Consider the following 22181-nt stretch of genomic DNA (forward strand, 5'->3'; position numbering starts at 1 on the left):
CCAATGCCTTTTGCTTCCGTCATAAAACACGTCTGCTGAGCGGACTTGTGATATCACTGTCGACAATTGTTCGTACAGCAGGCAAGATGTTCCGTGACGGACCGGGCATCGGCAGTACCATCATCCGTACGCGAGAGAGTGATAGTTTCCCGGTTCTGATGATGCCGAGTTGAAAAAGAAAGAGTAATTTTGGAAAAGTTGCGGAAAGTTGAAAATGTCAGCGGCGGGAAGGAAACCGGCAGCGCCCGCGTCTATAAGAAACTCCGTGATGACATTCTGAGAGTCCTTATCGCACCCGGCACATCACTCGATGAAGTTAGTCTCAGCCAGCGCTTCAAGCTTTCTCGTTCGCCGATCCGGGAGGCGCTTGTGCGGCTCTCCGGCGAGGGCCTGGTGCAAATTCTACCCAACCGTAGCGTCATCGTGGCGCCCATGGAGTTCGACAAGATGCCGGAATTTCTCGATGCGCTGGATCTGATGCAGCGTGTCGTCACGCGGTTTGCAGCGCTACACCGCACGCCGGACGATCTCGTCAGAATTCACGAGACTGAGAAAGGTTACGAGCGGGAGGCCGCCAATGCGATCAAATCAGGCGACTCCATCGACATGATCGAACAGAACTTTGAGTTCCATATGGCAATCGCCGGCGCCTGTCGCAATTCGTACTTTGCCGACTCCTATCGGCGGCTTCTACAGGAGGGGCGGAGGCTGTTGTTTTTTCATTTCCAGTATCAAGCTTCGGATTCCAGTTTGACACTTGACGAGATGGCGACGCCCCACCGTGCTATAATTGATGCGATTGAAAAGAAGGATGCTGATCGCGCTGAGCACGAAGCCCATTTGCACGCGGTCCAATTCAGGGGTCGCTTTATGGACTTCCTGAACCAAAACCTTACCGCCAAGCTGTCCCTCGAATACAAAACCAACGCTGGCTAGTAACCGAAATAAGAAACCATCAGCGCAATTTGCGAGTCGAGCATCCCTGCACCATATCGAACTTGGCACCCGCGTGCAGCTGCGGCTCTTAGGAGTGGCGTTTCTCGCGGCTTCATGACGATGTCGGCGACCATGACCTCGGGCCGCAACTGAGATATGTCGATCGGTAGCGGATCCGTATCCGGGTGTAGGCCGCAAGGTGTAGCATTCACAAGCAAGTCTGCGTCTTGGAGGTTGGGCTCCGACGCCGTTACAACCAGACCTGGGTAGCGAACTGAGACGTCTGCAGCGAGCGTCTCTGCCCGCATACGATCAACATCGGAGATCCGTAGAGCTTTGCAGCCGCTTCGCGCAAGAGCAAACGCGATCGCCTTACCGGCGCCGCCGGCACCGACGAGGAGCACATTGCGGCCCTGCGCGTCTTTGCCGTCATTCAGCACACCTTGGAGAAAACCGGGGCCATCCATATTGGTTGCGACCATTCTACCATCAGGGTCCCGCCTGATCACATTGGCAGCGCCCAGCTCTTCGGCCGCAGCCTCAGCTTCGTCCGAGAGTGCGTAGGCCTGCTCCTTTAACGGGACGCTGACGACAAGCCCGCCGAGGTTACGCATTCGTTTCATCGCCTCCCAGCCAGCCGCAAAATCTTCTGGACTGAAGTGGACGGGCACCATGACTGCGTCGATCCCGCGCGCGGAAAACACAGGATTGATCACCTCTGGTGTGCGGACATGGGCGATCGGGTGGGCCAGCATAAAGAATATCTTCGTCGTTCCCGAAATCATCATTAGGTGTGCCCTTAGAAACCGATTGCCTTTTTAGCGGATGCCCGCCGGACTATCTTGCATATTGTCTATGGAATGTCGACATTAGATATGCAATATTGGTAACGAAAGCCGAATTTGCAGCGCTAGGAGTTTGAAAATGCCTGTTGTGCGTGTCGACATGCTTGCTGGAAGAACATATGAGCAAAAGACTGAAATCGCTGAGGTTTTCACACGGGAGCTTGCGAGGATCGCAAAGTGTGCCGAAGACGATGTGCAGATCGTTTTCAATGAATATGAGCGCAGCAGTTGGGCGAAGAATGGCGTCATGATCGATGCAGCAAAAGCCCATGCAAAGTGATCGTGATGCGGCTGTGACAGACGTTACTGTAGTCGGCGGCGGGATCGTCGGTGTGTGCTCGGCGATTGCCTTGCAGAACGAAGGCTTTCGCGTCGAACTCGTGGATCGCGGCCTGGAAACGGAAGCGGCGAGCTACGGCAATTGCGGCCTGCTGGCGACAGGCGAGATCGTGCCGATCTCCAAGCCCGGCATCTTGCCCAAGATCCCCAAATGGCTGTCGGATCCGAAGAGCCCGCTCTTCGTGCGTCCGGGCGATATGATCAGCCAGATGCCCTGGCTGATGCGCTTTTTATGGTCGGGGCGGCGCCGGAAGGTGCTGGAGATCGTGGCGGGCATGACGCCGCTTCTGCAGCGCGCCGAGCAGGATTATCGCGCGCTCCTCGAAACGGCCGGGCTCTCCGACAAGCTCGTCAACACCCCCAACATCATGGCCTTCAATTCGAAGGCCGATATCGATGGCGACAGTTTCAGCTGGAAACTGCGCACGACCAACGGCTTCAACCACCGTTTTCTCGACGCCAACGATATGAGGGCGGTCGAGCCGGCGCTGTCGGGACCGATCACCTGTGGCCTGCTGCTGGAAGACTGGCTGCAGTTCTCCGATCCCGGCATCGTGCGCAACAGGCTTGCCGAATTCTTCCTGTCGCGCGGCGGTTCGCTACTCAAGGCCTCCGTCTCCGGGTTGGTCGCTAAGGGCGGAACAGTTACCGCAATCCGTCTCGGCGGCGGCGAGCAGGTCGAGGTGAAGCGCCTCGTGCTGTCTGCCGGCGCCTGGAGCGGCAAGCTTGCCCGGGATATCGGCATCCGCGTGCCGCTCGCGGCCCTGCAAGGCTATCACCACCACCTGCCCAATCCGGCTGTCACGGTCAACCATGCGGTGCTTTATGCCAATGGCGGCTTCGTGCTGACCCCGATGGAAACAGGGTTGCGCATCGGCGGCACGATCGAGGTGGCAGGGCTCGATCCGAAACCGAATTTCGATCGCGCCAACATCATCGCGGAAAAGGCGAAGGCCGTTCTCCCGGGGCTGGATATTTCCGGCGGCAAGCAGTGGATGGGGCCGCGCCCCTTCATGCCGGACACCATGCCGGTCATCGGCAAGGCGCCGGCACATGACAATGTCGTGCTCGCCTTCGGCCACGGCCAGGTCGGCATGACGCTTGGCGCGACGACGGGCCGGCTTGTCGCCGATCTCGTCGCCGGCCGCAAACCGCCCATCGACATGTCACCTTACCGGTCGAACCGGTTCTAATGTTAAAAGGGCGTCGACCGCAGTCGACGCCCTTTCCCTTTCCCGGAACTTCGTTATCAGCGGCGTGGGCCGACCAGCGGGCCGCAGCGCTCGATGGCGATGCGCACCGTTTCTGCCGGATCACGCTCCCACCAGTCGAGTTCGGAAAACAGCTCGAGCTCGAAAGGACCGTCATAGCCGATATCGTCCAGCCAGCCGCGGATGCGCGGGATGTCGATCACGCCATCGCCAACCATGCCGCGGTCCCGCAGGTTGCGGGTCGGGACGAGCCAGTCGCAGTAGTGGAAGGTCTGAATGCGCTGCGGCCCCGCCCGGCGCAACTCCCGCTCGAACGCGGGATCCCACCAGCAATGATAGACGTCGGCAACGAGGCTGGTCGATTCGTCTCCGAGTTCATCGATCATGTCGTTGCATTCGGTTATCAGGTTCATTGCGCTGCGATCGCCGCAATACATTGGATGTAGGGGTTCGAGGCCCAGCTTGACACCGACCGAGCGGGCATAGGGGGCGAGCTCCACCAGCGCATCGCGGATGCGCTGGCGCTGCGCCCCGAGATCCTTGTCGCCGATCGGCAATCCGCCCACCACCATGACCACGCAAGGAGCACCGATGGCGGCCGCCTGGTCGAGAATGCGCTTGTTGGCGTTGATCGCCGCGCGCAAGCGGGCCGGATCGGTCTCGTTGACCCAGGCACTGGTGCATAGCGATGCCACCCACATGCCGGCATCACGCAGATGCTTCACAGTCGCCTCGACCCCATAGTCGTCGAGGAAGTGACGCCAGACCGCTATGCCAGGGATGCCCTGCGAGACATAGCCTTCGATTGCCTGCGGCATCGACCATTTCGGCGTGGTGATCTGATTGATGGCGAAACGGGAGAGGTCATAAGCGGTCATTGAGCGGCTCCCTTCCGGCGCGTTGCAGTTGCTCCCTCGTCGATTGAAGTGTCATCTGCTGCGAAGACGACCCCATGATGGGCTTCAGCGTAAGCTCGGCTGATCTTTCCGTTAATGAGGTCGTCGCGGATGAGATCGAGCGAGCGCTTCAAGGGATCGCCATATCCACCGCCGGCGGCCTGTTCGTGGCGAACCACGACATTCTTCCCAATCGTGCGGGTGATCTTGGCGGGCAGGACGATGCTCTCGCCGTCCGGATCCAGGATGTTGACGCATTTTGCGGCTGGCTTGCCACCGAACAGGCCGTAGGGGGCGTGATCATGCCGGTCGGCGCGAATCTGCAGCACGGCTTCCTCCGCGAGCAGGCGATATTGGCGGATGAGCCCGAGGCCGCCCCGGAATTCACCGGCACCACAGGAATCGGGCCTGAGACTATATTCGTCCATCATCATCGGATAACGGACTTCCAGCGTTTCGACCGGCAGGTTGGACATGTTCTGCGAGGGGTTGGTGACACCCTCCACGCCATCCTTGTTCCAGCGGCCGCCCCAGGCGCCGTTGATCATATCGACCAGCACGAAGGGTTCGCGTGTTTCCTTGTCCCAGCCACCGAAGGCGAGAACCGTGTTGCCGCCCTCGCCTGCCGCCATCACCTTTTTCGGCGCGATCTGCGACAAAGCACCAAGCACGGTATCGACCACACGGTAGCCGGTGAGAGCACGGGCAGCGACTGCCGCCGGCATCTGCGGATTGAGGATGGAGCCCTCCGGCGCCGAGATCGTGATGCAGCGGTAGACGCCGGCATTGTTCGGCACTTCGGCATCGAGTGCGCAACGCACCGAGAGATAGGTCGCGGACTTGACGAACGACAGCGTCGAATTGATCGCGCCCTTGACCTGCGGAGAAGAGCCCGCGAAATCGACGTCGAGATGATCCCCCTTCACCGTCAGCTTGACGCGGATCGGAATGGCATCGGTGGAAAAGCCGTCGCCGTCGATGAAATCCTCGAAGCTGTATTCGCCATCCGGCCAGGAGCGGATCGCTGCACGCGTCAGCTGCTCGCCATAGTCGATCAGATCGTCGAAATAGCTGTCGAGTTCATCGGCGCCATAGCGCTCGATCAGGCGCAGGAGTTCACGTTCGCCGAGATTGCAGGTGGCGAACTGGGCTTCGAGGTCGCCGAACACCAGTTCCGGCAGCCGCACGTTCTTTTCGATGATGCGCATCAGCGTGTCGTTGCGCACGCCCTTGCTGTAGAGCTTCATCGGCGCGATGCGCAGGCCTTCCTGGTAGATCTCGGTGGAGTCGGCCGCATTGGAGCCGGGGACGCGCCCGCCGACATCGCAATGATGCGCGATGACGACCGAGAAGCCGCGCAGGCTGTTGTCGCTGTGGAAAATCGGCCGGATCATGAAGATGTCAGGCAGATGCATGCCGCCTTCATAGGGATCGTTGAAGATGATGACGTCGCCTTCGGCGAGATCGTCCGCATATTCTTCCATGATGACAGCCATGGCATCCGGCACGGCGCCGAGATGCAAAGCGACGGTTTTCGCCTGCGACAGGATGCGGCCATGCTTGTCGCACAGGGTAACAGAGTAATCGAGAACGTCACGCACGATCGGCGAACGCGCGGTGCGCATGACGGCAAAAGCCATGTCGTCGACGATCGTGTCCAACGCGTTCTTGATGACGGCGAAGGTGATGGGATCATTGGTTTTCTGGGCCATGGGAACAGCTCCTTGAATGGGTTCAGGCCAAACGGGTCTCAGGCGAGTGTGGCGACGACATTGCCGAAGGCATCGAGATCGGCCTTGGCGCCCGGCGGCACGACGATGGTGGTATCCGGGCTCTGGATGATCAGCGGTCCGACGGCGCCGCCACGGAAGGTGGCGCGCTGGTGGATCGGCGTATCGATCCAGCCGTCCTTGCGCGAGAAATAGACTTGGCGGGTGGTGACATCCGCCGGACCGTCTTCCGGCTTGTGCGCCGTGAAGGCCAAGCGATTGCCGCTGGTGCCGCCGGCGTTGAGGCGGATGTTGACGATCTCGACGCCGTCGTCCGACGCATAGCCGTAGATCGCCTTGTAGGCTTCACGGAACGATGCACGCAGGTTTGCGCGGTCCGCCTCGGTCACTGTTTCGGGGAGCGCCACCGGAATTTCGAAATCCTGCCCCTTGAAGCGCAGGTCGGCTTCGAAAGTGCACTCAATCTGGTCGTCGCTATAGCCTTCCTCCGCCAGCGAGGCATGGGCGTCGGCGCGCATCTCCTTCAAGAGCGCATTGACCTCGGCGATCGGCAATTGATCGAGACGGCCGTTGAGGCTGCGCAGGAAATAGCGCTCCACCTTGGCCGCGAGCATGCCGGTTGCGGTGAAGACACCCGGTGAACGCGGGAAGATGACGCGGCAAATGCCGAGCGTGCGGGCAAGATCGCACGCATGCACCGGCCCGGAGCCGCCGAAGGCGAGGATCGCGAAGTCGCGCGGATCGACGCCGCGCTCCACGGTCACCGCCTTGATGGTGCGCGCCATGTTGATGTTGACGACTTCGCGGATGCCGAAGGCGGCGTCTTCGATGGACAGCTTGAGCGGGTCGGCGAGATCGCGGCTGATCGCCGCGCGAGCACCCTCCACATCGAGTTTCATGCTGCCGCCGGCAAGCACGGGCGGCAGGAAGCCGAGCACGACATTGGCGTCCGTGACGGTCGGCGAGGTGCCGCCGATGCCGTAGCAGACCGGGCCGGGAACGGCGCCCGCCGAAATCGGCCCGACATGCAGAAGGCCCCCCTCGTCGATGCGGGCAATGGAGCCGGCACCGCTGCCGACTTCCGCCACGTCGACGGTCGGAACGCGCATCAGGTAACCGCCCGCCTTGATGAACCGGCTCGGGGTCGAGATGCCGGCGCGGAATTCATATTCGTTGGCGCGCGACAGCTCGCCCTTGTGGATCAGCGAGGCGGACGCGGTCGTGCCGCCCATGTCGAACACGACGAGGTCCTTTTCACCCGCCGCTTCGCCAAGCCGGCCCGCGCCGACAACGCCGGCCGAGCGGCCGGAGGAAATGAAGAAGACGGGCTTTTCCTGCGCCATGCGGGCGCTGGAGAGACCACCGTTGGAATTGCTGATCAGCAGCGGCGCGGAAACGCCGATGTCCCTCAGGCCATTTTCGAGGCGTTCGAAATAGGCGCGCAGCGATGGAAGCACATAGGCATTCACCGCTGTCGTAGAGGTGCGCTCATATTCGCGGATCTCGGGCAATACGGAGACCGAGGCCGTTACCCACATGTCGGGAAAATGTTCGCGCATGATCTCGAGAACGCGGTTTTCATTTTCGGGGTTGCGGTAGGAATTAATGAAGCAGACGGCAACCGATTCAACGCCCTCGGCTTCGAAGAAGCGGCCGATCTCGATCACTTCCTGCTCGTCAACCTCCTTGAGGATGCGGCCGTCGGCTGTCGAACGCTCGTCCACTTCCATGCGGTAGCGGCGGGCGATCAGCGGCACGGTCTTTTCCCAACTCAGGTCAAACATTGTCGGAGTACGGACGCGCCCGATCTCCAGCACGTCGCGGAAGCCCTTGGTGGTGATCAGGCCGGTTTTCGCACCGACCTTCTGCAGCAGCGTATTGGAACCCACTGTCGTGCCATGCACCACTTCCGCCACGGTCGAGACCGCAACGCCAGCCGTCTCGGTAATTTGGCGAATGCCGGTCAACACCGCTTCCTCGGGCTGGGCCGGAGTCGACGGCACTTTGGTGAAGAATGTCTCGCCGCCATCCCCGAAGAGAACCAGATCGGTGAAGGTTCCGCCAATATCCACGCCGATGCGTGCACTGTTCATTGCTGCCTCCTCGCGCGTTAGCGCCTGTGAAAAATCGAAGATGCGGGTTCCGTCCGGAGATGTCGGCCAAGCCCACAACAGCGGTTGACCGGGCTTTCCATTCCCGTTATAGAACTATTTAGTTTAATAGTGACACTGCTAGCGAACAGGGAGCCGTCCGTCAACCGAAAATCCACTCGGCACGTTGATTTTTTGTGTGTTTACAGAGACTTGCGAGGGCTTCATACCTCTTCCGCGAGCCTTTTCGGTTGACGATTTGCGATCGTGACGTTCTTTGCTAATGGATAGAAAGCGACCGCCCAAGCGGGGCGCAACAGACCAAGAGGCGGCAGTGAAGAAACGTATCCGCAATCCCGAGCAGACAAAGAGCCGCATCATCGAATTCGCGATGGAGGAATTCACCGAACGCGGCCTCGACGGGGCGCGCATCGATGCGATCGCAGAGCAGTCCGAGACCAACAAGAGCCTGATCTACAAGTATTTCAACAGCAAGGAAGAGCTCTATACCGCAAGCCTGGCGAGCACCTACGAGAAGATGCGCGCCTCCCAGCACGAAATCGATCTCGATGATCCGGACCCTCTGGTTTGCATGCAGCAGCTGGTCGAGCGCACCTTCGACACCTTCGCCAACAATCCGCACATCGTGCGGATGCTGACGCACGAGAATGTGCTGAACGCGCGGTTCCTGAAAGAGACGCTGTCGGTGAAGTTGCTCTACACGCCGCTGCTCGAAAAGATGGAAAAGGTCGTCCGAGACGGCCAGGAAAAAGGGCTATTCCGGGCCGATATCGACCTCAAGCACCTCTATATCTCGATCTCGGCGCTTGGCTATTTCTACTTTTCCAACATGCACACGCTGGGGATCGTGCTGGAGAAGAATCTGGCGGAACCCGACGCCGTCGCCTCTCAGCGGCAGATAGCCGTAGACATGACGATCGCCTATTTGCGCAAACCGCAGACATCCGGTTGAGGAAAAAATTGGCTCCGTGCTCAGAAGCACGGAGCCGAGGCACCCTTGGGAGGTATCAGTCGAGAAGATGCACTTGGGGACCCCAGGTATCGGAAAGCGCAAATCCTTTGGCGAATGGATCATCGTCTACCAATCGTAATTGCTGCTTGCCGTAGACGAAACCCTGGCCGGTGATCCGCGGGATGACCGCCCTGCGTCCGCCCACTTCGGTTTCCGCCAGTGCCTGGACGAGAAATTCACCACCGATGATCGAGCGCGAGACCTTCGTGTCTCCCACCGAGATCAGCCCGCGCGCATGCAGGCTTGCGAGATTGGCCGAGCTGCCGGTACCGCAGGGCGAGCGGTCGACGCGACCAGGCTTCAGCGTCGTGCAGGTCCGAACCGCCCCATCAGGCTCCTGGCTGCGGAACATGACATAGGCGATCTCGTCCACGCCCGGCAGCGTCGGATGCTTGACCTTGACCTGCTCGGCGAGCAGCGCCTTGAGCTCGATACCGGTCTCGGCGAGTGCGCGCGCGTTGTTCGGCTCGATGGTCAGCCCGACCTGTTCGACATCGACCAGGCCGTAGTAGACACCGCCGAAGCAGATGTCGGCCTTGATGCGACCCCAACGCGGAGTGTCGATCTCCTGGTCGATGACTTCCGCAAAGGCCGGCACATTGTCGATGCTGACCGAGAGGCAACGGCCGTTTTCGCAGCGGGCGCGCGCCGTGACCAGCCCCGCTGGCATGTCGAGACGCACGATCGTTTCCGGCTCGACCATGGCCACGCGGCCGCTTTCGAGCAGCGCCGTCACCACACAGATGCAATTGGAACCAGACATTGCATGCGCACGGTCGGCCTGAAGCACGATGAAGCCAGCGTCCGCGTCGGGACGCGTGGGCTCCAAGAGCAGATTGACGGTCATAGCAACATTCGCGCGCGGCTCAAAGGTCACGAAACGGCGTAGGCTGTCGTCGACATTGTTGATGTAGTTCATCTTCTCCAGCGCTGTTGCGCCCGGAATTTCCGGCGCGCCGGCGACAAGCACGTTGCCGATTTCCCCCTCGCAATGAACCTGGAGAATTTCAAGTTTTCGGTCGAATATCATATAGGCCCCTTGATTGCAGGCGTTCAGCCCACTTGTAGGATTGGATCGACATCCAGAGTCCCTCCGTCAGTCGTCAAATGGTAGGTAGGATCGCCGTTCCACCTTAGGGAAACGCCTGCCGAAATCTGATCAGCGGTGACCAGGAGAATATTCAGCTTTTCGGAGACCGATTGCACGTCCATATCCTTTCAGTGTCCAAGAACCTGGCTAAGGAACAGCTTCGACCGCTCATGCTGGGGGTTGTCGAAGAAATCCGCTGGCGGCGCATCCTCTACAATCCTCCCCTGATCCATGAAGATCACCCGGTCGGCGACCTTTCGGGCAAAACCCATTTCGTGGGTCACGCAGACCATGGTCATACCGCCCTGTGCGAGTTCGATCATGACGTCGAGCACTTCCGAAATCATTTCGGGATCCAGGGCGGAAGTCGGCTCGTCAAAGAGCATGATCTCGGGTTTCATGCAGAGCGCGCGTGCGATCGCCACACGTTGCTGCTGGCCGCCAGACAGCTGTCCCGGGAAATTGTGAGCCTTCTGCGGAATTTTGACTCGTTCCAGATAGGTCATTGCCTGTTCTTCGGCAGTCTTGCGATCGATCTTGCGGACCAGCATCGGCGCTAAGACGCAGTTCTCTAAGACAGAAAGATGCGGGAAGAGATTGAAATGCTGGAACACCATTCCGACCTCACGGCGGATTTCATTGATATTTTCGATCTCGTCGTTGAGCTCCGTACCGAGCACGCGGATCTTGCCGCGCTGGTGATCCTCAAGCTTGTTGAGGCAGCGGATCAGGGTCGATTTGCCGGATCCAGATGGGCCGCAAACGACGATCTTTTCGCCCGGTTTGACGGTCAGGCTGACGTCATGAAGCACCTGATGGGCGCCATAATATTTGACCAAACTGTTGACTTCGATGGCCAGGGCATTTGCGGTCATGCGTTTTGCTCCGATATCCTGCTGTCGCGCTGAACGCGCTCAAATTTCCGTCGCGCCGGACCAGGACCCGGCGCATGGTCGCCGTTGGGCTAATGCCCACTCAGCTTCATCGACCGTTCCAGATAGCTGCCATACATCGACAGCGAGAAGGTGAAGACGAAGTAGATCATGGCGACGAAGCCATAGACCTCGATATGAAAGGTTTTCCACCCGCCGGTAGAGAACGCCGCGTTGCCCGACGCCGTGATCTCGAAGAAACCCAGAATGACGATCAGCGCGGTTTCCATGAAGGCGATCACAACCTGATTGATGGTCGGCGGCAATGCAAAGCGGAAGGCTTGCGGCAGGATGATGCGCGTCACAGTCTGCCAGTAATTGAGGCCAAGCGCGGTCGCTGCCTCTTCCTGCCCGGCTGGCAGGGACTGGATACCGCTGCGGATGATTTCGGCTTGGTAGACGGCAAAGAACAAGGCAGCACCGAGGATCACACGGTAGAGCTTGTCGCCCACCAGAAAGTCCGGCAGCGTGAGCGGCAGGATGATCGCAGCGGTGAACAGGATGGCTAGAAGCGGCAGCGAGCGGATGCCGTCGATGAAGAGCGCGGTGAGCGTTGAGACGACCGGCAGCCTGGATCGGCGCAGCAGCGCAAGCACGATAGCGAGGGGCATGCCGATGACAACGGTGGACGAGAAGACAAAGACCGTGAGCGCAAGACCGCCCCACTGTGTCTCCAGCACCGTCGGCATGCCCCAGAAGCCGCCTTTCATGAGTAGATAGAACAGGCCGTAGCCAACGGCCCAGAGGGTCGGCAGGCGTTTTGCCGACCAGAAAAAAGGCATGCAGGACAAAATGACTGTCGCGAGAATGGCGAGGCAGGCAAGCGCCGAGCGCCACTGTTCCTCGTAGGGATAAAGGCCGAAGAAGATCAGGCGATAGCGGTCGGTGATGACGGCCCAACAGGCGCCGGCCGCCTTGTGGCAATCCTCTGGCGTACCGAACCAGACAGCATTGATCAGCCCCCAGGTCGCGAGAAACTGCACCGCATAGAGGATCAACGCCAGGCATATCACGGTGAGGATCGTGCGTCCGACCGAGGAAAAATAGTCGCGCTTTAGGCTGTCCATGAGGTTGCCGGTCAACGCAGGCGCCTGAATGTCGGTAGTGGCCGTCATTGTCTCCGCTCTCATTTCTTATGTCCCGGCAGGGCAAGCGCCCGGTTGATGGCATTCATAGTGAACGAGATGCTCATGTTGATCACCCAGAAGCCGATGATCAGCAGGAAGATCAGCGAGATCGTCTGGCCTGAATGATTGATGGAATTGGCGACCACGAAGAAATAGTCCGGAAACCCGATGGCAAGGCCTATAGTGGTGGCCTTCATCAGCCAGATGATCTGATTGGTCATCGTCGGCAGGATCCGCCGTATCATCAGCGGCAGGCGGATGCGCCAGAAAATATGCCAGTTGCTGAGGCCCAGCGCATGGGCGGCCTCAATCAATCCGGCCGGGATGGAGAGAAAGCCGGCGCGGACAATCTCGGCGACATAGGATGCACCAAAAAGCGCGATGGCAACGATTGCGGTTCCGAGCTCCGGCGTCATCGTGCCGCCGCCAAGAAAGCGAAGCCCTTTCGGCTGCGGCATGTCAAAGAGCGGCGTGTCGGCCAAGCGCCCGGCATAGCCGATGGCGCAGGCAATCACCAGCGAGAGGAGAATACCGCCAAGCGACGACCCCCGGCCAGTGCGGCGTGCGACGGTAACGGAGACGATCGTGCTGACGATAAAGACTACGATCGCTGCCAGAAGGTACCAGGCCCCGATGTTGAGCACCGGGAAAAAGATGCCGCGATTGGAGATGAAGACGCTGCCCGGTACGGCGATGGCTTGGCGCGGCGAGGGCAGGTTCACGAAGATCGCATACCAGAAGAAGGCCTGGAGAATCAGCGGAATGTTGCGGAATATCTGGACATAGACAGTCGCGATGGACTTGAGCAGCTTGTGGCTCGAGAGCCGCGCCGTTCCGATGACCGTGCCAAGCAGCACCGCCAGCGAAACCGAGATCGTGCCAAGAAAAAGCGTGTTGATGAAGCCGACCAGGAGCGCGCGAGCAAAGCTGGAATCAAGGTCGTAGTCGATCAAGGTAAAGACGATGGAAGAGCCCGTGGCATAGTTCAGGAAGTTCCATCCGACGCTCAAGCCCTGGATTTCGAGGTTCCGTCGCGTCGTCATCACGGCGATGACCAGCGTTACCAGGATGATGGTGATGAAGACAGCCTGCAACAGGATATCGCGCTGCTTGCGGTTTCCGAACGAGAAAGTCATGGGCCCATGTCCACCTTGCCTCGCAAGGAGGCATGAAATGAAATGAACCTCCGCCGGAACAGAGCCCGGCGGAGGATGGCGGTTTTTAGTCGAGGACCGGCGCGTAGAAGACGCCACCCTTGTTCCATAGCGAGTTCAGGCCGCGTGGCAGCTTGTAGCGAGACTCGGTTCCGAAGTTGCGGTTGTACATTTCCTCGGAGTTGCCGAGCTTCTTGATGACGTTGTAAGCCCAGTCGTCCTTGAGACCGAGGCGCGTGCCGATGCCGGGCGTTGCGCCAAGCAGCTTGCCAACAACGGTGTTCGGCGGGTTGGCCTTCATCTCGTCGATGTTCTTTGAAGTCACGCCATTTTCCTCGGCAATGCGCTGTACGAAAATCACCCAGTTGGCAATGTCGACCCAGTTGTCGTCGCCCTGGCGTGTGATGATCGATTCACCCTCCAGTGACAGCGCGTCTGTCAGGATGACGTGGTTGTCCGGGTCAGCCGAAGTCGCCCGATTTGCTGCAACGATCGGGCCCCACTCGGCAAAGGAATCGCAGCGATTGGCGAAATAGGCAGCGGTAGCTTCATTGGTCTTTTCGAAGGTCACGACCTTGATGTCGTACTTCTTCTCCTTGATGTAATCGCTGACCAGCTTCTCGGTCGAGGTGCCGCCAGCGAGGCAGACAGTGCCGCCGGCGAGATCGGCGAGTGACTTGGCGTTCAGGTCCTTATGCGCCATGAACTGGGTGACGCCGATGAAATAGGGCATGGAAAATTGCAGGCCGAGTTCGGTATCACGGCTGAACAGCCAGCCGCTGGCCTTGATGACCAGATCAATTTCGCCTGACTGCAGCGACGGGAAGCGCTGCGCCCAGCTGATCGGGATCAGCTTCAGCTTGTCGTCATTACCAAAAATGGCAGTCGCGACAGCGCGGCAATAATCGATGTCGAGGCCGTGCCAATTGCCCTTTGCGTCAACTTCCGCGAAACCTTCGAAATTGCCGTCGCTTGACGTGCAATTGAGGGCGCCACGTGCCTGGACGGCCTTGAGCGTATCCCCCGGGGCGGCCATGGCAGCGTGCGGCACTGCAGCCGAAAGTGAAAGAAGCGCTATTGCAAGCTTCAAGGCATTTTTCATCACATTCCATCCTCTGTTGGTTTTGGATCACTTCGTCTCTGCGGCAGGCATCAGTCCCGATCTCTCTGGAGCCCCGTACCTCTCCCGCCCATCATTAAGCTCCTGGCGCAATCAAGCGTGAACCGAGACCTACCATCAGCGCATCTAGGTATCCGCCCGCACTCTGAGCGAGAAAGCCAGCCGATAGCAGCCGGCACTCTTTGTGAAGAGGCTACGTTAGATCCCACCTTTGGCGTCACACGCGCAGTTCCCGAAGTTGGCTGAGCCAATCTTTGTCGTTCTAATGTCGACTTTATTATTAGTCGTTCTAATGTCGACAATGTCAAGCAGTAATTTTTGCCCCGTGTGGCCGTCCCGATCAAATTCTGATCGCATTCAAAACGTCCTACGGCGGGCGTTTCTGCCCGTCTCACCGTCATGCTGATACTATATCACTTGTCATATATGTGTCAAGTGATAGCGCACGGCTCTGGGAGTCACGGCTCTCGTGATATGAAAGCTGTGTGAGATAGAAACTTAGGTTTGAGGCACTGAAGCGGTGAGCTTCTCCCCTTCCCGAAGATTGTGTTCTTCGGAGAGTTCACCGGCCAAGGCGGAATTCCGCGATAGGATTGCCTCAAGGATTGGCCGATGCTGATCCAGGATGTCCATAGGATCGGCGATCAGTGCGTCGCTCGAGCGGATGTAGACTCTGATCTGGTGTTCGATGAGCCCGTATTGCGAGCACAACCGGGAATGACCGGAGGCGTCGACCACCGCCTTGTGAAACCCGAAATCCGCCTCGGCGATTTCATCTGGATTTTTGCGCTCGCATGCAGTTTCCAGCGCATGGAAGGCTTCCCGAACGTCGGCGATCCGGGCCGGCTCGGCATTGGCTGCCGTCAGCCCGGCCGCCAGGCGCTCGACGGCGCCACGCAGTGTATAAAGCTCCCAGATATCCTGCCGGGACAGCTTGACGACTGTCCACCCCGTATAAGGCACCAGACTGACTAGGCCTTCTTGCGCCAACTGATGAAGGGCGGTGCGGACTGTGGCGCGCGAAAGCCCCATCTCGTCTGAAATCTGCACCTCAGTCAAACGGGATCCTGCGGGAATCGCGCCGTCGACGATCTGGCTCCGCAAAACGCCCAGCGCCCGCACATCCGCAGGCATTTTTTCAATTTTAGGAAGCTTGGTCCGATCCATCGTGAGGCCTCTTCGGCTGCGCTTCAGCTTGTTTATCGTCTTAGACCGATCCGGAACAAGAAGATCGAGTAAAAAATATCCCAAAGGGCTATTGTCGACAATAGCCCAACTGCGTATATTGTCTCTGCTGGCGGCCTCAGATGCCGCCGGAATTGAAATTCACCACGAGTTTAACCCCGGGGCTGCCTGCCGAGCGGGCGACATGTTGCGCCCTTTGCTCGTGCCGGACCGCGATGCAGCAATCGAGTGTCCAGATGAAAAAGATACGTAACGGAGATGAGATCCTGTCCGGAGGCGATCGATCGTCCCGGCAGATCGTGCTTGAGATCGCCGACCGGACGCTGGACCGGTTGGATAGCTACCGGCGCATGCGCGGCATCATGCGCATGGAGGGCAGCGTGCTGCATATCGGCACCCGCTCCTGGGACCTGTCGAAGAAGCGCAATGTCTATCTCTTCGGCGCAGGAAAGGCCTGCAATCACATGGCCATGGCCGTGGATCACGTGCTCGGCGAACACCTGACCAAGGGCATCGCCATCGTCAAAGTGCTTGAGGAGACGGACCGGTTCGACAGGACCGAAGTCTTCGTCGGCGGCCACCCGCTTCCCAATGAGGAAGGCCACAAGGCCTCGAGAAAGATCATCGAAATCATCGACCAAGCGGGGCCGGACGACCTGTTCATCTGCGTCATCAGCGGTGGCAGCTCGGCGCTCATGTCCTGCCCGATCGACGGGATCAGCCTCCAGGACGAGATCGACACAACCGATGTCCTGTTGAAGTCGGGCGCCGGGATCTATGAGATCAATGCCGTCCGGCGGCACATTTCCGCACTCAACGGCGGCATGTTGGCGAAACGGATTCAAGATGTCGGGGCGGAGCTGATCGGCTTCGGCATCAGCGATGCGGTCGGCAATCCCGCCACCGGTGACGTTGCGCAGCCCCACGCCGCCTATAAGAGCACACCAATCGGCCCGGATGCGACGACGCTCGACGATGCGCGCGCGACAATCATCAACCGCAACGTCGCCACACGCCTGCCGAAAACGGTGGTCGACTATCTGATGAATGCCGGTCCCGAGGCGGAAACCCCGAAAGCCTTTCCTGACAACACCTATTTCCTGCTCAACACGCTGCCGGATTCCTGCATCTACGCCAAGGAAATCTGCGCCGAGATGGGCATTCCGGCGATGATCGTCTCATCCTTTCTCGAGGGCGAGGCGCGCGACGCCGGCACCTTCCTCGCCTCGATGGCGCGCGAAATTCAGACCTATGGCAATCCGATCAAGGCGCCTTGCGTGCTCTTGAGTTCCGGCGAGGTCACGACGCTGATCGAAGACAACAGTATCATTCGCGGCCATGGCGGGCCGGGCCAGGAAATGGCGATCAGCTTTGCCATCACGGCAGCGAAAACTTCAGGCGCCTGCCTGCTGTCCGTCGACACCGAAGGAACCGACGGGACGACGCGCGTGGCCGGCGGCATCACCGACTCGTCCACCGCAAAAACCGCCGCCGCCAAGGGCATCAATCTCTATCAGGCGCTGCGGGATCACAGCTGCTTCGAGGCGCTCGATTCAGTATCCTCCGCCATCTTTACCGGCAATACCGGCACCAATCTCTGCGATCTGACCATCATGTACGTCCCTGAACTCGCGCGGGGTGCCTGACATGCAAGACAAGATCATCTCTCTTCGCGCCCAGCAGATCATCGACTGCAAGTGCCGCCCCGCCGTCGAGGTGGAAATTCGCACCGAAAGCGGAGCCATCGGCCTTGGCGCTGCACCGACAGGCACGTCCGTCGGCATGTATGAAGCCTTTGTGCTGCGCGACGGCAACCCGGCAAGCTACAAGGGCCTGAGCGTCCACAAGGCGGTGGGCAAGGCCGTCAACATCATCGCCCCCGCGCTTATTGGCATGAATGTGTTCGACCAGCGGGCCATCGATGAGAAGATGATCGCGCTCGACGGCACGCCCGACAAGCGCAATCTTGGCGGCAATACCATCTATTCGGCGTCGATCGCCGCGTTCCGGGCAGCGGCCGCCTCGCGCAGCATTCCCCTTTACAATCACATTGCCGGTGGCGACATCCGTACCGTGCCGGTGCCTTGCTTCAACGTGATCAATGGCGGCAAGTACGAGAATTTCACCCAGTCCTTCAACGAGTTCCTGATCGTCCCGCACGGGACGGACAGCATCGATGAGGCGGTCGAAATGGCGGTGGCGGTGTTCAACCACCTCGGCTCCGTGCTCACCGCCTATCTCGGCCACAAGCCGCAGGTAGCCAGTTCCTACGGCTATGCCGCACCTTCGGACGATCCGGCCGTCGTCCTCTCCATGATGCGCCGGGCGATCGACGAATGCGGCTATCGCGGCAAGATTTCCTTCGCGCTCGATTGCGCTTCGAGCGAGATGTATGACGCGGCCACCAAAACCTATCTCCTGAAAGGCGAACGCGTCACGTCCAGCGCGCTGATCGCCTATGTCCGCAAGCTCACCGAAACTTTCGACTTCGTCTTCATCGAAGACCTGCTCGATGAAACGACTGGGATGGCTACCGCAAGGCGGTGTTGGAGCTCCCGAGAACGATCATCCTCGGCGACGACCTCACCGTCACGAGCCTGCCTCTGCTGCGCCGCGCCCATGAGGAACATGCCGTCGACGGCTTCGTCCTGAAGCCCAACCAGGTGGGCACCGTCACCGAAGCGATGGACGCCTATCGGTTTGCGTCCGAGCACGGGATGATCGCCGTGCCGTCCGGCCGCTCGGGCGGCGTGGTGGACGATGTCGTGATGGACTTTTCCGTCGGGCTGCAGGTTCCGTTCCAGAAGAACGGCGCGCCGCGCTCCGGCGAGCGCATCGAAAAACTCAATTTCCTGATGCGCGCCAACGCCCGCAGCCCCGGCTGCCGGCTCTACGACATCAAGCCCCTCCTTCGCTTCTGATTGCACAATTCCGAACTTCAACACTCATCCGGAAAGGCCAAGCCATGTATCCCCGCATCGATTTTCTCTATCTGTCCGAACCCGACATGATCGAAGCCGGCGTTCTCGATGCCGCGCGCTGCGTCACCGTCTGCGAGGAAACCTTCAGCCTGCTCGGTGAAGGCGACTATCTGATGGGCGGTGCCACCCACAACAGCCACGGCCTGAACATCGTCTTCCCGAAGGAAACGAAGTTTCCGAACATGCCGGTTGCCGGTCCGGACCGCCGTTTCGCCGCCATGCCGGGATATCTCGGCGGACGCTTCGACGTCTGCGGCAACAAGTGGTACGGCTCCAACCACGCCAATGCGTCAAAGGGATTGCCGCGTTCGGTGCTGACGATGATGTTGAACGACAAGGACACCGGGGCGCCGCTCGCTCTCATGTCCGCTAATCTTCTGAGTGCTGCGCGCACCGGCGGCGTGCCGGGCGTGGCGGCCAAACATCTTGCCAATCCGGATTCGAAGGTCGTCTCCGTGATCGGCTGCGGTCCGATCAACAAGGCCTGCTTCTCGGCGATCATGACGCAACTCAAGGCGGTCGAGAAGGTCGTCTGCTTCGACATTTTCCTCGACAAGGCCAATGAATTCGCAGCCTGGGTCAAGGAGACCTATCAGGTCGAAGCCGTCGGCGTCGACGATGCCGAGGCCGGCTTCCGCGGCGCCGATGTCGTCACCGTCGCCGCCTCTCGTCTCAAGCCGCTGTTCTTCAACGATGACTGGATCAAGGAGGGCGCCACTATCCTGGTTTCCGGTCCTTTCAATACCGAGGAAAGCTTCCTCACCGACGCCAAGATCGTCTACGACCACACCTCGCTGCAGGAAGCTTACGTCGAGGACGCGGCCGCGTCCGGAAACAAGGACGCCTATTACGGGGGCGTCATCGGCGGCCCCTTCTTCCGGTTGATCGATGCCGGAAAGCTGCCGCCGCTTCACGAGTCGACTGGGCTCGGGGACGTGGTTAACGGCAAGAAGCCTGGACGCGAAACGCCAAGGATCGCGTGATCTTCATCGCCTGCGGCATGGCTGTCTTCGACATCAGCTGGGGCTACGAATGTTACCAGACCGCGCTCAAGAACGGCATCGGCCAGTCGCTGAACCTCTGGGAGCAACCCAGCCAGGCCTGAGCGACTGGAAGCTCTCGCCGGCCGGAGCGCCGCTCCGGCCGTTGCATCCATGGGGTTGCGTACTGCGCTTTTCGCGTTTGCCGGCGACGGTAGCAACTCCGCGTCGCCGGTAAGCCTGCCTTTGCATCGGGTTTCTTCCGAACCCGGTTTCCCCTATCCGATCCGAGGACATCAGATGAATGTTATAGTGCGCGACAGAGCCGGGCTTTCTTACATAAGCCCGGACGCGACGCAGCCGTGGGCCAATTTTCTCGAACAAATCGACAGGGTGACGCCCCATCTCGGCGATCTCGCACGCTGGTCGGACACGCTCAAGCGACCAAAGCGGACGATGATTGTCGACGTGCCGATCGTGCGCGACGACGGCACGATCGCGCACTATGAAGGCTATCGCGTCCAACATACGCTTTCGCGCGGCCCCGGCAAAGGCGGGGTGCGGTTTCACCCTGATGTCACCCTCAATGAAGTCATGGGGCTTGCCGGCTGGATGACGATCAAGAATGCCGCACTGAATCTGCCATACGGCGGGGCGAAAGGGGGCGTCAGGATCGATCCCAGACACCATTCCATAGACGAATTGCAACGTGTCACGCGCCGCTACACGTCTGAAATCGGCAACTTCATCGGACCGAACCGAGACATTCCCGCGCCCGATGTCGGCACCAATGAACAGACCATGGCCTGGATGATGGACACCTATTCCATGAATGTCGGCGGAACCACGACCGGCGTCGTCACGGGAAAACCGCTATCGCTCGGCGGTTCCCTTGGTCGCCGGGAAGCGACCGGCCGCGGGGTCTTCATCACCGCGCGCGAAACCGCACGCCGCTCCGGCATTCCGATCGAAGCCTCACGGGTCGCGGTTCAAGGCTTCGGCAATGTCGGCGGCACGGCTGCCGCGATGTTCCAGGCGGCCGGCGCGAAGATCGTCGCCCTCCAGGATGATTCCGCCACGATCATCGACGAAGCCGGAATCGATGTCACTAAGGCGCTGGCCTACACCGAACAGCATAGCCGGCTTGCGGGCTACGCCCCAGACAAAACCGCGTCGAACGAGGAGTTCTGGCAGATAGCAACGGACTTCGTCATCCCTGCGGCGATGGAAGGCCAGATCGACGCCCGTCGCGCGGCGACGCTTCCGACACGCATTGTCGTTGAAGGCGCGAATGGCCCTACGACACCTGGAGCCGACGATGTGCTGCGTGACCGCGGCATTATTGTCGTGCCTGATGTTCTCGCCAATGCGGGCGGCGTGACCGTATCCTATTTCGAATGGGTACAGGACTTCTCGTCCTTCTTCTGGACGGAAGAAGAGATCAACGCCCGGCTCGAGCAGATCATGATCGGCGCCTTCGATGCGATCTGGACACTCGCCGATGATCGCGGCGTGTCTCTTCGAACCGCCGCTTTCATCATTGCCTGCCAGAGGGTTCTTGCTGCCCGCCAGCGCAGGGGCCTTTATCCCTGAAATCCACGCAACAAGAGGCGGCCCAATGGCCGCCCTTCGCTTTATCTATCCAATCCTACCAGTTGAGGATCGGCTGCATGGCGGCCTTGAACTCGACCTTCTCCGTATCGGTAAGCGAGCCAAGCGGCGCCCGGCATTCACCGACGGGGAGGCCCTGCAGCTCGCAACCATACTTGATCTTCTGGACGAATTTTCCGGACTCGAGGATGTTCATCGCGCGATAGAGGGTCTTCATCATCTGGCGCGCCTTGGCGATATCGCCCGACTTGTAGGTTCGGTCCAGATCGCAGCAGGCCTTGGCCATGCAGTTCGACGGACCGCAGATCCAGCTTTCGGCACCCCAGAACATGAAGTCGAGCGCGATGTCGTCGGAGCCGCTGACCAGCTGGATCTTGCCTTCGTAGCGGCTGGCGATATCGATCGCCCGTTGCAGCACGCCCGAGCTCTCCTTGATGCCGATGACGCGCGGATTGTCGGCGAAATGGTCCATCAGTTCGAAGCTGATGTCGGAGCCGTCCTTCGCCGGGTAGCTGTAAAGCACGAGGTTGACGTCAACCGCCGCAAGCACCGCTTCATAGTGCCTGATCAGTTCTTCCTGTGTCGGGCGTGCGTAGAAGGGCGGTGCGAGCAGGATCGTGTCATAGCCGATCTTCCTGGCCATCTCGGTTTGCTCGATGACCTCGCGTGTCGCCGGGGCGTTCGTGCCGGCGATCAGGATCTCGCCAGGCTTGGCGAAGTCCTTCACGAACTGCAGCACGTCGCGCCGTTCCTCGGTCGTCTGGCTGAAATATTCACCCGTCGAGCCGTTCGGCACCCAGCCGGTCACCCCCGCCTCGCGCAGGTCCCATGAGCTTTTCAAAGGACTTGAAGTCGACCTTCTTGTTTTGGTCGAAGGGGGTGACGAGAGCGGGCATGACGCCGGTGAGTTTCATCGCGGGG

At 59.8% G+C, this 22181-nt stretch carries 18 protein-coding genes and 2 pseudogenes; 9 read left to right on the plus strand and 11 right to left on the minus strand.

The window, feature by feature from the left end:
• Positions 1-189 precede the first annotated feature (189 nt).
• Positions 190-936, plus strand: a complete 747-nt coding sequence (locus CCGE525_RS37885; protein ID WP_245472499.1) for a GntR family transcriptional regulator — start codon at positions 190-192, stop codon at positions 934-936.
• Here CCGE525_RS37885 and CCGE525_RS37890 read toward each other — a convergent pair.
• Positions 933-1724, minus strand: a complete 792-nt coding sequence (locus tag CCGE525_RS37890; RefSeq protein ID WP_120709381.1) for a shikimate dehydrogenase family protein — start codon at positions 1722-1724, stop codon at positions 933-935. The two genes, CCGE525_RS37885 and CCGE525_RS37890, sit on opposite strands and share 4 nt — an antisense overlap.
• Before the next feature lie 130 nt (positions 1725-1854).
• Here CCGE525_RS37890 and CCGE525_RS37895 point away from each other — a divergent pair, with 130 nt between their 5' ends.
• Both CCGE525_RS37895 and CCGE525_RS37900 read left to right on the plus strand, forming a co-directional pair.
• Positions 1855-2061 (plus strand): tautomerase family protein, encoded by a 207-nt coding sequence (locus tag CCGE525_RS37895; RefSeq protein ID WP_281024695.1) that lies wholly within the window; start codon positions 1855-1857, stop codon positions 2059-2061.
• Complete coding sequence (locus CCGE525_RS37900; RefSeq protein ID WP_245472501.1) at positions 2051-3313, plus strand: NAD(P)/FAD-dependent oxidoreductase; 1263 nt, start codon at positions 2051-2053, stop codon at positions 3311-3313. The genes CCGE525_RS37895 and CCGE525_RS37900 overlap by 11 nt, the downstream gene beginning before the upstream one ends.
• Before the next feature lie 56 nt (positions 3314-3369).
• On the opposite strand, the gene CCGE525_RS37905 is transcribed toward CCGE525_RS37900, so the two are convergent.
• From CCGE525_RS37905 to CCGE525_RS37915, 3 genes are read right to left on the minus strand one after another with little or no spacing between them, the layout of a single operon-like run.
• On the minus strand, positions 3370-4209 hold the full coding sequence (locus tag CCGE525_RS37905) for a sugar phosphate isomerase/epimerase family protein (protein ID WP_120709383.1): 840 nt from the start codon (positions 4207-4209) through the stop codon (positions 3370-3372).
• Complete coding sequence (locus CCGE525_RS37910; protein WP_120709384.1) at positions 4206-5939, minus strand: hydantoinase B/oxoprolinase family protein; 1734 nt, start codon at positions 5937-5939, stop codon at positions 4206-4208. Before CCGE525_RS37910 ends, CCGE525_RS37905 begins: the two co-directional genes overlap by 4 nt.
• Before the next feature lie 38 nt (positions 5940-5977).
• Complete coding sequence (locus tag CCGE525_RS37915) at positions 5978-8050, minus strand: hydantoinase/oxoprolinase family protein (protein ID WP_120709451.1); 2073 nt, start codon at positions 8048-8050, stop codon at positions 5978-5980.
• Between the two features lie 331 nt (positions 8051-8381).
• On the opposite strand from CCGE525_RS37915, the gene CCGE525_RS37920 reads away from it, so the two are divergent.
• Positions 8382-9020 (plus strand): TetR/AcrR family transcriptional regulator, encoded by a 639-nt coding sequence (locus CCGE525_RS37920; RefSeq protein WP_245472503.1) that lies wholly within the window; start codon positions 8382-8384, stop codon positions 9018-9020.
• A gap of 55 nt (positions 9021-9075) precedes the next feature.
• Here CCGE525_RS37920 and CCGE525_RS37925 read toward each other — a convergent pair whose 3' ends face one another.
• The 6 genes from CCGE525_RS37925 to CCGE525_RS37950 form a co-directional block, all read right to left on the minus strand.
• Complete coding sequence (locus tag CCGE525_RS37925) at positions 9076-10110, minus strand: proline racemase family protein (protein WP_120709386.1); 1035 nt, start codon at positions 10108-10110, stop codon at positions 9076-9078.
• Positions 10111-10298: 188 nt separating this feature from the next.
• Complete coding sequence (locus tag CCGE525_RS37930) at positions 10299-11045, minus strand: amino acid ABC transporter ATP-binding protein (RefSeq protein ID WP_120709387.1); 747 nt, start codon at positions 11043-11045, stop codon at positions 10299-10301.
• A gap of 89 nt (positions 11046-11134) precedes the next feature.
• A complete protein-coding gene (locus tag CCGE525_RS37935) occupies positions 11135-12217 on the minus strand; it encodes an amino acid ABC transporter permease (protein WP_120709388.1) in 1083 nt (360 codons plus the stop codon).
• Between the two features lie 11 nt (positions 12218-12228).
• Positions 12229-13365 carry an ABC transporter permease subunit gene (locus CCGE525_RS37940; RefSeq protein WP_120709389.1) on the minus strand — a complete coding sequence of 379 codons (1137 nt, stop codon included), beginning with the start codon at positions 13363-13365 and terminating at the stop codon, positions 12229-12231.
• Between the two features lie 85 nt (positions 13366-13450).
• Entirely contained in the window at positions 13451-14485 is a 1035-nt protein-coding gene (locus tag CCGE525_RS37945) for an amino acid ABC transporter substrate-binding protein (protein WP_120709390.1), read from the minus strand.
• A gap of 516 nt (positions 14486-15001) precedes the next feature.
• Positions 15002-15553, minus strand: coding sequence for a GntR family transcriptional regulator (locus CCGE525_RS37950; RefSeq protein WP_245472544.1), 552 nt, complete (start codon positions 15551-15553; stop codon positions 15002-15004).
• 371 nt (positions 15554-15924) lie between these two features.
• Here CCGE525_RS37950 and CCGE525_RS37955 point away from each other — a divergent pair, with 371 nt between their 5' ends.
• From CCGE525_RS37955 to CCGE525_RS37970, 5 genes and pseudogenes are all read left to right on the plus strand, one after another.
• Complete coding sequence (locus tag CCGE525_RS37955; RefSeq protein ID WP_120709392.1) at positions 15925-17334, plus strand: glycerate kinase type-2 family protein; 1410 nt, start codon at positions 15925-15927, stop codon at positions 17332-17334.
• A gap of 1 nt (position 17335) precedes the next feature.
• A pseudogene (gene eno, locus CCGE525_RS37960) lies at positions 17336-18609 on the plus strand (phosphopyruvate hydratase).
• 44 nt (positions 18610-18653) lie between these two features.
• A complete protein-coding gene (locus CCGE525_RS37965) occupies positions 18654-19652 on the plus strand; it encodes a tyramine oxidase subunit B (protein ID WP_342637473.1) in 999 nt (332 codons plus the stop codon).
• Entirely contained in the window at positions 19649-19774 is a 126-nt protein-coding gene (locus CCGE525_RS39785) for a hypothetical protein (RefSeq protein ID WP_342637474.1), read from the plus strand. Before CCGE525_RS37965 ends, CCGE525_RS39785 begins: the two co-directional genes overlap by 4 nt.
• A 175-nt stretch (positions 19775-19949) precedes the next feature.
• Positions 19950-21242, plus strand: coding sequence for a Glu/Leu/Phe/Val family dehydrogenase (locus CCGE525_RS37970; protein ID WP_120709452.1), 1293 nt, complete (start codon positions 19950-19952; stop codon positions 21240-21242).
• Positions 21243-21297: 55 nt separating this feature from the next.
• Here the strand turns inward: CCGE525_RS37970 and dapA are convergent.
• Positions 21298-22174: pseudogene (gene dapA, locus CCGE525_RS37975) on the minus strand (4-hydroxy-tetrahydrodipicolinate synthase).
• Positions 22175-22181: the final 7 nt, after the last annotated feature.

The organism is Rhizobium jaguaris (assembly GCF_003627755.1).
GTDB classification, from domain to species: Bacteria; Pseudomonadota; Alphaproteobacteria; order Rhizobiales; family Rhizobiaceae; genus Rhizobium; species Rhizobium jaguaris.